The sequence below is a fragment of the Microcystis sp. M49636_WE2 genome, assembly GCF_030065375.1.
GTDB classification, from domain to species: domain Bacteria; phylum Cyanobacteriota; class Cyanobacteriia; order Cyanobacteriales; family Microcystaceae; genus Microcystis; species Microcystis aeruginosa_C.
This window is the reverse complement of record NZ_JASJFG010000231.1, coordinates 1-10797: the sequence shown is the minus strand read 5'-3', so window position 1 is coordinate 10797 and position 10797 is coordinate 1. Positions and strand designations below refer to the sequence as shown.

At 42.6% G+C, this 10797-nt stretch carries 12 protein-coding genes and 3 pseudogenes; 7 read left to right on the top strand and 8 right to left on the bottom strand.

What is annotated here, in order from left to right:
* The 7 genes and pseudogenes from PX484_RS05505 to acnB all read right to left on the bottom strand — a co-directional run.
* The coding region (locus PX484_RS05505) for a polyphosphate kinase 2 family protein (RefSeq protein ID WP_502882698.1) at positions 1 to 450 on the bottom strand (450 nt) is incomplete at its 3' end.
* A gap of 178 nt (positions 451 to 628) precedes the next feature.
* A pseudogene (locus PX484_RS05500) lies at positions 629 to 971 on the bottom strand (XisI protein).
* A gap of 4 nt (positions 972 to 975) precedes the next feature.
* Entirely contained in the window at positions 976 to 1191 is a 216-nt protein-coding gene (locus PX484_RS25665; protein WP_110545937.1) for an element excision factor XisH family protein, read from the bottom strand.
* A 13-nt stretch (positions 1192 to 1204) separates the two neighbouring features.
* Positions 1205 to 1558, bottom strand: coding sequence for a hypothetical protein (locus PX484_RS05495; RefSeq protein WP_287669290.1), 354 nt, complete (start codon positions 1556 to 1558; stop codon positions 1205 to 1207).
* 131 nt (positions 1559 to 1689) lie between these two features.
* Positions 1690 to 1956, bottom strand: a complete 267-nt coding sequence (locus tag PX484_RS05490; protein WP_002746336.1) for a BrnA antitoxin family protein — start codon at positions 1954 to 1956, stop codon at positions 1690 to 1692.
* Positions 1904 to 2197: a BrnT family toxin gene (locus PX484_RS05485; protein WP_002735016.1), complete on the bottom strand. Its 294-nt coding sequence runs from the start codon at positions 2195 to 2197 to the stop codon at positions 1904 to 1906. Before PX484_RS05485 ends, PX484_RS05490 begins: the two co-directional genes overlap by 53 nt.
* 139 nt (positions 2198 to 2336) lie before the next feature.
* Positions 2337 to 4946 carry a bifunctional aconitate hydratase 2/2-methylisocitrate dehydratase gene (gene acnB / locus PX484_RS05480; protein ID WP_288103095.1) on the bottom strand — a complete coding sequence of 870 codons (2610 nt, stop codon included), beginning with the start codon at positions 4944 to 4946 and terminating at the stop codon, positions 2337 to 2339.
* Between the two features lie 159 nt (positions 4947 to 5105).
* Between acnB and deoC the strand changes: the two genes are divergently transcribed.
* The 3 genes from deoC to hisG all read left to right on the top strand — a co-directional run bounded on the left by deoC (position 5106) and on the right by hisG (position 7590).
* Positions 5106 to 5783, top strand: coding sequence for a deoxyribose-phosphate aldolase (deoC, locus tag PX484_RS05475; RefSeq protein ID WP_002801431.1), 678 nt, complete (start codon positions 5106 to 5108; stop codon positions 5781 to 5783).
* A 212-nt stretch (positions 5784 to 5995) separates the two neighbouring features.
* A complete protein-coding gene (locus PX484_RS05470; protein ID WP_002801430.1) occupies positions 5996 to 6733 on the top strand; it encodes an HAD family hydrolase in 738 nt (245 codons plus the stop codon).
* A gap of 206 nt (positions 6734 to 6939) precedes the next feature.
* Positions 6940 to 7590 (top strand): ATP phosphoribosyltransferase, encoded by a 651-nt coding sequence (gene hisG, locus PX484_RS05465; protein WP_287669299.1) that lies wholly within the window; start codon positions 6940 to 6942, stop codon positions 7588 to 7590.
* Between the two features lie 195 nt (positions 7591 to 7785).
* On the opposite strand, the gene chrA is transcribed toward hisG, so the two are convergent.
* Complete coding sequence (chrA, locus tag PX484_RS05460; RefSeq protein WP_287669301.1) at positions 7786 to 8934, bottom strand: chromate efflux transporter; 1149 nt, start codon at positions 8932 to 8934, stop codon at positions 7786 to 7788.
* A 308-nt stretch (positions 8935 to 9242) separates the two neighbouring features.
* On the opposite strand from chrA, the pseudogene PX484_RS25660 reads away from it, so the two are divergent.
* The 4 genes and pseudogenes from PX484_RS25660 to PX484_RS05445 form a co-directional block, all read left to right on the top strand.
* Positions 9243 to 9356: pseudogene (locus PX484_RS25660) on the top strand (TIGR03032 family protein); the annotation flags it as partial.
* 93 nt (positions 9357 to 9449) lie between these two features.
* The gene (locus PX484_RS05455) at positions 9450 to 9869 is read left to right on the top strand and encodes an element excision factor XisH family protein (protein ID WP_002764234.1); all 420 of its coding nucleotides are present in this window, start codon (positions 9450 to 9452) and stop codon (positions 9867 to 9869) included.
* Positions 9854 to 10192, top strand: a complete 339-nt coding sequence (locus PX484_RS05450; protein ID WP_002732736.1) for a XisI protein — start codon at positions 9854 to 9856, stop codon at positions 10190 to 10192. Before PX484_RS05455 ends, PX484_RS05450 begins: the two co-directional genes overlap by 16 nt.
* Positions 10193 to 10533: 341 nt before the next feature.
* Positions 10534 to 10797 (top strand): annotated as a pseudogene (locus tag PX484_RS05445) (DUF4915 domain-containing protein); the annotation flags it as partial.

The window sequence follows — 10797 nt, the reverse complement described above, 5'->3', positions numbered from 1 at the left end:
CCGTTCCAATAAATCTTGATGGACGCGCACGACTAATAATTCTTCGTAGTAGGAACGATTAAAAATACCGATACGACCTCGCTCCGGTAAAGCTTTATAATATCGCCAGAGATAATCGTGATCTAGTTCTTCGGCCGAGGGTACTTTAAAGCTAAATACCTGACAGCCTTGGGGATTTAAGCCCGACATAACGTGTCTAATCGTACCATCTTTACCCGCCGCATCCATGGCTTGTAGATTAATTAACAGGGCATAGGTATCCTGGGCATAGAGTTTATCTTGAAACTCGGCCATTTTTTCGATACCCTGTTGCAGCAGCAAAGTGGCATCTTCTTTGGTAATGTAGTCTGGCTTAAACCCGGGATCGTAGTCTTTGTGCAGAGAAATTTCTTTACCCGGTGGCACGATTAAGGATTGTAAAAATGCTTGGCGATCAATTTTGCTGACCATGCTCTTCTCCTTGATTGTTTTGACCCCTAAGATTACATTGTAGCACTTTTGCTCGGAAAATATCTAACTCTTGAACCGGCGAGCCAAGGATGAAGTGACAGAAATGACTTGGAAACAAGTATATTTAAATATTCGATTTTAGCTACTCCTCATCTGACGAGAAAGTAAAGAATGATTTTTAGGCGATCGCAAATTCGGTAAACTGACGCACTTCGGGAGGTTGAAAAGCTAAAACTATTTCACTACTGGGAATTCCTACGCGCATTAATTCCGTGGCGATACCTGCTTCTGTCCAATCTTCTTCAATATAAATTTTGTCATTTTTTTGACGAAGATAAACGGAAATCGCTTTAATTCGTTTGCCATTTTTCCAGCCAATATTAAACCAAAGATATTGGCTTCTATTATGGTCAAAAATCAATATTTTTTTCTATGTCTTGATCGGGTACTTGTGAGGAAATTTCTGCATATTCTGTGAGAATTTTCTTGATTATGCTTTGATAATAATTTAGTTTATCCATTGAACTATTCCTCCTGATTAGTGTCAACAATTAACAATAAAATTTGATACTTTTGCAAGATTATTTGTATGGCAGCTTGAGCAAAAAATTTTTCGTAGATTTCTTGTCCGATTAAAAAAATAAAGAAATTAATACATACAAGATATTTATTACAATGGTTCTTCGTTACTTGGTATGGTTCGATAGGGTGGCATAAATCGACTAAATCCTTATCTGGCAAGAGATTTAATTGATTAGTTCGCTCCAGATCGCAAACAATTGACAAAAATCGCAGTAATGTCTGTTTCTATAAGGGTTTCATCCCTTATAACCCCGTCCATTGCATAAGACAAACCGAAGAACCGAAATTCGGTTCCTTGTTGAATAAGGGAAAGGGCTGTACTCAATGGACGTTGTGCTTGTTTCCAATATTGCTCAGATGACAATTGATCGATTACTTCTTCATTCTCATCGCTATAATACACATTATAAAAATATTCCGCATCCTTAAGTTTTGTAGATAAACTTATCAGCGTATCCCAAGCCAGATTTAAAAAATCAATGCCAGAGGATTTAAAATCATCTCCAGTCGGTACATCTATAATCATAATTTTTCGTACTCACTTTTATCATTTCATTTAAGGCGATTTATTGGTAAATGAGATTGTGTGGCTTTTCATCCCGCTCAAAATGATAGCGAACTTTTTTATTGTGTGGCTTGTACCCGAACTAAACTTGACTATACTTTGTGAGCCTCCGCATAAATCCGTAAAGCGGCGGACATTTTTTGTTCACAATCCTCGCCCTGTGATTGAAACCAAGCTAGGGTTTCGGGATCTACTTGAACAAGAACATTTACTTTCTCTACAGGTTTCCACCACCGCGATTTACTAAAAAACTCCTCGGTTAAGGGCGGAATATCGGATGTGTCGATTTCCTCTTCCGTAAGAGCGTCAACTTTCTCCCAATTCGTCTCGGAGGTATTGTTCATATCGTTTTCGTTCATAGGGTAAAGCTTTACGAAGTGAAATAATACGAATTGTATCTCTACTCGGTTCTGTAAAAACGACAACTACCACTCGGCCATCGAGCGTACCGATTCCTATCAATCGATCTTCGCCATAATTTTCTCGTTCGTCAAGGGAAACTCGAATGGGATGTTCAAATATCCGCTGCGCGTCCGCGAAGTCTAGATCGTGCTTGATGATATTCGCTCGGTTCTTTTGTCGATCCCACTCGAATTTCATATTTTTATTTTATCGAGTTGTCATTCCGTATATCGAAAAAAATCCTATAATTGTCGAAAATTCGATCGTTAGAGGGGTCATCTTGATCGAAATCAAAAGAAATCTTTCGCCTCGATCGAAATGACCCATAACCGGTCAACTAACTCAAAACACCGGAAGGAATACCTAAAATATCCTCAATCTTAGGTAAATCTTCTAGGGGAATTACCCGGCCTTCATCCTCAAAACCAGCGATTTCATTAAAGTTCAAATAGCGGTATAAATCGCCAGCAAAAGGATTAATTTTCTCGGTGACAATTGCCAGGTATTCCTCAAGGGTGGGAATGCGTCCTAGCAGCGCACAAACCGCCGCTAATTCGGCGGAACCGAGATAGACTCGCGCATCTTTTCCCATGCGATTATTGAAGTTACGAGTCGAGGTAGAAAATACCGTCGCTCTGTCTTCAACCCGCGCTTGATTACCCATACAAAGGGAACATCCAGGCATCTCGGTACGGGCCCCAGAAGCGGCAAAAATGCCATACATTCCCTCATCGCGCAATTGTTTTTCATCCATGCGGGTGGGGGGACAAATCCACAGTTTAGCCTTAGCAACTCCTGCACCTTCTAATATCTTAGCGGCGGCGCGATAATGACCGATATTAGTCATACAAGAACCGATGAACACCTCATCAATTTTATCCCCGGCGCATTCCGACATTAACTTGATATTATCGGGGTCATTGGGTGCGGCGACAATGGGTTCTTTAATCTCGCTTAAGTTGACGGTGATAATATCCGCATATTCGGCATCCTTATCAGCCTCCATCAGGACGGGATTAGCTAACCATTGTTCCATTTTTGCTACCCGACGCAGGATAGTTTTAGCATCACTATAACCCCGGGCCGCCATATTTTTTAACAGGGCCACATTAGAGCGTAAATATTCCGCCACTGTTTCCGTACTTAACTTAATCGTACAACCAGCACAGGAACGTTCCGCCGTGGCATCGGTTAACTCAAAAGCCTGTTCTAATTTCAAATCCGGCAGCCCTTCCATCTCCATAATGCGACCGTTAAAAACATTTTTTTTGTTCTGTTTTTCCACGGTTAATTTACCCTCTTGGATGGCGACGTAGGGAATAGCATTAACAATATCGCGCAGAGTTACACCTGGTTGTAATTCCCCCGTAAAACGCACTAAAACCGATTCCGGCATATCCAAAGGCATTACTCCCAAAGCGGCGGCAAATGCCACTAAACCCGACCCCGCAGGAAAGGAAATTCCCAAGGGAAAACGAGTATGAGAATCGCCGCCAGTCCCCACCGTATCCGGCAATAACATCCGATTTAACCAGGAATGAATAATGCCATCTCCCGGACGTAAAGCCACCCCACCCCGGGTAGAGAAAAAGTCCGGTAATTGGTGATGAGTTTGAATATCAACCGGTTTGGGATAGGCTGCCGTGTGACAGAAACTCTGCATGACTAAATCGGCGCTAAAACCTAAACAGGCTAACTCTTTTAACTCGTCTCTGGTCATCGGGCCGGTGGTATCCTGAGACCCTACCGTGGTCATAATCGGGTCACAGGAAGTACCCGGCCGCACCCCGGGTAAACCGCAAGCTTTGCCGACCATTTTTTGCGCTAGGGTGTAACCTTTACCCGTGTCATTAGGCATAGTTGGACGAGTAAATAGGGTACTAGCCTCAAGTCCCAAGGCGTGACGGGTTTTATCGGTGAGACTGCGACCGATTAAGAGGGGAATACGACCGCCGGCGCGCACTTCATCCAGAATTGTCTCAGGTTTGAGGCTAAAAGTGCTAATAGTTGCGCCCGCTTCGTTGGTGATTTTGCCTTCGTAGGGATAGATTTTAATCACATCCCCCGTGTTCATTTGGCTAACATCGCATTCAAGCGGTAAAGCACCGGAATCCTCGGCCGTATTAAAGAAGATAGGGGCGATTTTACTGCCTAAAATATAGCCACCAGCACGTTTATTAGGCACAAAGGGAATATCATCGCCAATATGCCAGAGAACCGAGTTAATCGCCGATTTTCGGCTGGAACCAGTCCCGACCACATCCCCCACATAGGCGACCGGATGGCCTAATTTTTTCAATTCGGCAATGGTTTCTAAGGACCCGGGTTGACGGGTTTCTAACATAACCAAAGCATGAAGGGGAATATCGGGCCGGGTGGTGGCGTGGGGAGCGGGAGATAGGTCATCTGTATTGGTTTCCCCGGGTACTTTGAAAACGGTGACGGTAATTTCTTTAGCAAGTTTCGGTTTAGCGATAAACCAAGCGCCATTGGCCCAAGCATCGATAACCTGTTTAGCATAGGGATTGGTGTCGGATAATTCCAAAACCTCGTTAAATGCGTCGAATACCAGCAGGGTTTTACTTAAAGCGCTGGCAGCAGCGGCGGCGATATTAATATCTCTGGATTTCAGCAGTTCAATCAGAGAATGAACGTTATAACCACCTACCATGGTTCCCAGTAAGCTAACCGCACCCTGGGGGGAGATAACGTTAGATTTTATTTCACCTTTGGCAATTCCTGTTAAAAATCCCGCTTTAACGTAGGCCGCTTCGTCAACTCCGGGGGGAATACGGTCACGCAGCAGGGTCAGCAATTCTCCTTTGAGTTCTTCGGACGGATTTTTGAGTATTTCGCATAATTCCGCCGTTTGTTGAGCGTTGAGGGGAAGGGGAGGGATACCTAATTTCGCTCGGTCGGCAACGTGCTGATGATACGCTTCTAACATAGGTCTATTGTCTCCTAGTCTTCACTTGTGACGGTTTCTTCCTAGGTTACTGGATTTTTGCTAGTCTCTGAATTTCTAGGTTAACGAGAGATGACTTTGCTGTGTGACTTCCATAAAATGAGAAAATAGCGATCGATTGACTATATTGAGGCTTAGATAATGGCTATCACCGATTCTGATCTAGATTTAGCACAATATATCGACCATTCTCTCCTCATCCCCACCGCCACCAGTGAACAATTAGAGGCTTACTGTCAACAGGCTGATCAATATCATTTTCCCACCGTCTGCGTTTATCCCGCTGCCGTTAAGCAAGCGGTGCAGTTACTCCACGGCAAAAAAACTTTAGTTTCTACCGTGATTGGTTTTCCCGCAGGGGCCACTACCTCCGCAGTTAAACGTTATGAGGCTTTAGAAGCTGTAGATAATGGCGCTAAGGAGTTAGATGTCGTTATTAATCTCGGTTGGCTAAAAGATGGGAAATCCGAGGAATTATTCCAAGAAATTGCTAGTATTTGTCAGGAAACTGGCCAGACGGTAAAAGCGATTCTGGAAACCTCGCAACTAACAGACACCGAGAAACGTTTAGCGGCAGAAATTTGCATGGATGCAGGAGTGAGTTATCTAAAAACCAGTACCGGCTGGTTTGGAGGTGCAACGGTTAGCGATGTCAAGTTTCTCAAGGAAATTAGCAAAGGCCGGGTAGGAATTAAAGCATCCGGCGGAATTCGCACCCTAGAACAAGCGCTCGCTCTTATCCAGGCCGGGGCCACCCGTCTGGGAACTTCCCGCGGTGTCGATTTAGTCCGTCAGCAAAAAGCCGCTTTTGAGGAGTAATGCTAAATCCTGTTTAAAAGGTATAGGGAATTATGAATTATGAATTATGAATTGGGAAGTGGGGTGTGGGGTGTGGGGTGTGGGGTGTGGGGTGTGGGGTGTGGGGAGAATAAATAAAAAATAATCTCCTGAATCCTTAATCCTGTCTCCTGAATCCTGCCTCCTGAAAGCTAAAATGATGGCTGACATTCAATAAAAATAAGGGGGTTTATTTGCCGATAATTCGCTGTGGTAATCGAGAATTTAGAGATATTCAAGGGATTGTTTTTGATAAGGACGGTACGCTAGAGGATTCGCGAGCTTTCTGGTACGATCGAGCTATAGCCCGGATACAAGCCATTGAATCGCGAATCCCTGGTTTAGAGTCTTTATTAACTAAAACTTTCGGTATTGGGGCAAATAGTCTCAATCCTGCTGGTTTAATGGCAGTGGGCAGCCGCAGAGATAATCATATCGCCGCTGCCGGTTGTATTGCTTCCACCGGTCGGGATTGGTTAACGGCCATGGCGATCGCAAAAGTAGCCTTTCAAGCGGCCGATGAAAAGGTTCCCCCCCGCTTAAATCCCCTCTATCCCCAATGTTTAGAAGTAATTCGTTATCTGCACGCGGCCGGTTTACAATTGGCGATTCTTTCCTCCGATACCACAGCACGAGTGGAGCAATTTGTCAAGGAAAATAGCCTATTAAATTATATTAAAATTGCCCAGGGCTGCGATCGAGGTTTAAGTAAACCCGATCCCCTATTATTGCAAGAAACCTGTCAAGCTTTGGGGACCGCAGTGGACAAAACCCTGATGGTGGGGGACACTAGGGCCGATTGGGAAATGGCTAAACAGGCAAAATCAGCAGCTGCGATCGCAATTAGTTGGCAACCGGAAACCCATCAAGATTTACAATTAGCTGATGTGGTCATTAGAGAACTTACTGCCATCTCGGTTATCAGCTTCTGAAGGCAAGAGGCAACAGGCACTCATGCAACAGCAAGAATCTGGCAATTCTCCTACCTAAAAAGATGGATAGTTATCAGTTATGATTTTAGCTGTCGGGAGACTCCGAGACAGGTTTTAGGTGTTGGGGTTTTGGCGTTTTGGGGTTTTAGTTCAATTTCCCCACTACCCAATTCATAATTCATAATTCATAATTCATAATTCCCTCTATGCTAACAATTGCCTTACCGAAGGGTGCTTTACTAAACGAAAGTATCCAAATATTTCAGAAAATTGGCTTAGATTTTAGTGCCTTTCTTGACTCAAAAAATCGCCAATTACAGATTACTGATCCCACTAACCAAGCGAAAGCCTTATTAGTCAGAGCCACAGATGTCCCCGTTTATGTAGAATACGGTCAGGCACAATTAGGCATCGCCGGTTATGATATTTTATTGGAAAAATCTCCCGATGTGGCTAATTTAATTGACCTAAAATTTGGTTATTGTCGGATGTCGGTAGCTGTCCCTGCTGATAGTCCCTATCAAAGTCCCTTAGATATTCCCCATCACGGTAAAGTCGCCTCAAAATTTGTCAATTGTGCTAAGGATTATTTTCGTCGTTTAGATATTCCCGTCGAGATTATACCTCTCTATGGTTCCGTAGAATTAGGCCCGATTACGGGGATGTCAGAAGCGATAGTTGACCTAGTTTCCACCGGTCGAACTTTACGCGAAAATGGTTTAGTAGAAATTGCCGAATTATTTGCTAGTAGCGCTCGATTAATCGCCCATCCCCTCAGCTATCGACTAAATCGCGATCAGATTTATAACTGGGTAGAAAAGCTCAGAAAACCAACTACATCAATGGCAAAAGTTTAACGAATCAGCGCCCCCTTATTAAGCGGGTATCAAGGGTAGGGTTGATTCATGAATCAACCCTACCTTGAATCAACCCTACCTTGAATCAACCCTACCTTAAATCAACCCTACCTTGAATCAACCCTAGGGATCAAGGGGGGATTAAAGGCAAAATCTATTTAATTAGAACCATTTACTTATTTCCCCCTAACCTAATTATTTCAATAGCAAACCAATGAGCGCACCAGTCAGAATTAACCAAGTAGAATTAACCTGAAAACGTAGTAAAAGAATACCAGAGACAAGAGATAGAATGATAGCCAATAAATTAAAAGGTAAATTACCGTAGGGTTGTAACCAAGTAGCTAGAGCTAAATTAAAAATTACTGCTACCATTAAAGCCACGGCACTAGCATTAATTGCATCTAAAAAAGCACCCGCCCAAGCCGATTCTCTCAGCTTAGGAATAAGAGGATTAAGTAATAAAACAAAGATAAAAGAAGGAAAGAAAATCGCTAGAGTCGCCACAATTGCCCCCGATACTCCTAATATTTGATAACCGATAAAAGTGGCTGTGGATAACACTGGACCGGGGGTAAATTGACCCACAGCAATAGCATCTAATAATTGTTGCTGGGTTAACCATCCTTTCCCCTGCACTAAATCCCCTTCTAAAAAGGCAACTAACACATAACCACTACCAAATAAAACACTACCCACCTTGAGAAAAAATAGCCCTAATCCTGTTAATGTCGGTGGGATGTTGCTAGGAGTAGCAACCGCCGTCGCACCGCCTATTCCTGCCACAATCAGGGGAAAGGTAGCGAATTTTTTTAGGATAAACATCCCGATAATTCCGCCTAACAGTAAAGCGATAACTTCATTTAAACCTAAGATTAATAATCCGATAACTCCCAATCCGATGAAGAGTAATTGACGGGTTTTTAGTGCCTTTTTGCCTAAGCGCCAGAGTGCCTGAAAAATCACCGCAATTACTACCGGTTTAATCCAGGCAAAAATCGGAGCCACATCGGGTAAAGTCCCGTAGTTAGTATAAATCCACGCTAGAAAACCCGTAATTAACACCGCAGGAGTGATAAAACAAACCCCCGTGATTATTAAACCCGCTAAACCACCAAAAATATAACCGATATGAATGGCCATTTCCGTGGAATTAGGACCGGGAATCAGATTAGTTGCCCCCACCAAATCGAGAAATCGCTCCTTAGTCATCCAAGCGCGACGCTTAACCACTTCTTCCTCCATTAAAGCGATATGGGCAGCCGGACCGCCAAAACCGATAATCCCGATTTTGAGAAATAAAAGGGCAAGTTGCGAGAGATTAGGAGGCGATGAAGTCAGCATTTTCTGATTACCAATAGTTTTTCTAGAATCAAGTTTATATCCAAAAGAATAAGCTTAAGTTAAATTCTTGGCTAGATTTCGTCAATTCCAAAATTCCATAATTGCAAAAGTGTTTTATACAAACTCAATCATAAATATTTAATGCTCCCGTTCAAGTAAATTTTATACAAAAAAAGTTAAGAAAACTTTATAAATAATATTGATTAATTTGTCTATAATAGAACCCATTAATGCCAACTGAAACCATAATAAACCATAGACAATAATCAATTATCACAATCGATTCTAATCCATGCAAAAAAAACTCTATGGACAGCTTGCCGCCTAACACTAACCAGTTTTCAGATACCCAAGAGCCAGCAGCGAGTCCATCTCAGCGCCAAGCAGTGCCGGTCAATTATCCCGAACTGCTACCGGAATTGCTGTAGGCACTCGTCTTTTGATTTTTACAAGAGGTCTTGAGAACAGAAAAATTTGCTATACTGCTGATTAGAGTATTTATCCTCTGAATTTTTGTGTCTGCAAGAGATATTTACCACGACACTGTAAAACTTGCTTTAGAGAAGGACGGGTGGGCAATCACTCACGATCCTTTTCCACTTCAAATTGGCAAGAAGCGTTTATCCGCTGATTTGGGAGCAGAACGCTTAATCAGTGCGGAGAAAGAATTGCGGAAAATTGTCGTTGAAGTGAAAAGCTTTGTAGGACAGTCTGACGTAAAGGATTTACAGCAAGCTTTGGGGCAGTACGTCTTGTATCGTCAAATCCTTAACGAGATGAAAGTTGAGCGAGTTCTTTATCTGGCCATATCTCAGCCAACTTTTAACAGTGTTTTTAGTATAGAATTAGGGCAGGTATTGCTAAAGAATCAGATTGTGAAATTAATTGTCTTTGATGATGAAAGTGAGGTAATCGTGCAATGGATACCCGATTAAAATATCAAGGTATTATTAAGACTGTTCTCCAGAATCATGCTAACTATCGTGCTACTTTACCTGATGGCTACACTTCTCAGGTTATATTTGATGATGAACGAGGACATTATCTAGTTTTAGATTTCGGTTGGAGTGGCAATAAGTATCTCCATGCAACACCAATTCACCTTAGCTTGGTTGTCGATAAAGTCTGGATTCAATGTGATGAAACGGAGGAAGGCATAGCTACTGATTTGATGGAGGCAGGTATTCCCAAAGAAGATATAGTCCTGGGTTTTCGTTATCCTAAAATACGCAAATATACGGGATTTGCTGTGGCTTAGTGACCAGAAATGTTGAATCTGTGTATAAAACTTTATACACAAGCTTAAATTGCAAAAGTGTTTTATACAAACTCAATCATAAGTATTTAATACTACCGTTCAGGTAAATTTTATACAAAAAAAGTTAAGAAAAGTTTATAAATAATATTGATTAATTTGTCTATAATGAACCCCATTAATGCCAACTGAAACCCATCACCACCCCCCTTATTAAGGGGGGCAAGGGGGGATCAAACCTTATTAAGGGGGGCAAGGGGGGATTAATTAGAACCCCTTAGTCAACAAACCATAAACAATAATCAATTATCACAATCGATTCTAATCGATGCAAAAAAAACTCTATGGACAGCTTGCCGCCCAAGACTAACCAGTTTTCAGATACCCAAGAGCCAGCAGCGAGTCCATCTCAGCGCCAAGCAGTGCCGGTCAATTATGAGTACAGCCTCAATCTGCCGGAATTACTCAACCAGCTTGACCTCTCAGTGTTGATTTCCACCTACCAAGCGGGACGAGTGGCCAGCATTGGCACTTATCAAGGACAAATACGGGTGAGTTTCGCCCATTTTGACCAAGCAATGGGTTTAACCCGAACCGCTACCGGAATT

Bases quoted from the DNA above. Each gene is read 5' to 3' on its own strand.
- PX484_RS05495 (WP_287669290.1), bottom strand. From the start codon at position 1,558: ATGATTATAGATGTACCGACTGGAGATGATTTTAAATCCTCTGGCATT.
- PX484_RS05490 (WP_002746336.1), bottom strand. From the start codon at position 1,956: ATGAACGAAAACGATATGAACAATACCTCCGAGACGAATTGGGAGAAA.
- PX484_RS05485 (WP_002735016.1), bottom strand. From the start codon at position 2,197: ATGAAATTCGAGTGGGATCGACAAAAGAACCGAGCGAATATCATCAAG.
- acnB (WP_288103095.1), bottom strand. From the start codon at position 4,946: ATGTTAGAAGCGTATCATCAGCACGTTGCCGACCGAGCGAAATTAGGT.
- deoC (WP_002801431.1), top strand. From the start codon at position 5,106: ATGGCTATCACCGATTCTGATCTAGATTTAGCACAATATATCGACCAT.
- hisG (WP_287669299.1), top strand. From the start codon at position 6,940: ATGCTAACAATTGCCTTACCGAAGGGTGCTTTACTAAACGAAAGTATC.
- chrA (WP_287669301.1), bottom strand. From the start codon at position 8,934: ATGCTGACTTCATCGCCTCCTAATCTCTCGCAACTTGCCCTTTTATTT.
- PX484_RS05450 (WP_002732736.1), top strand. From the start codon at position 9,854: ATGGATACCCGATTAAAATATCAAGGTATTATTAAGACTGTTCTCCAG.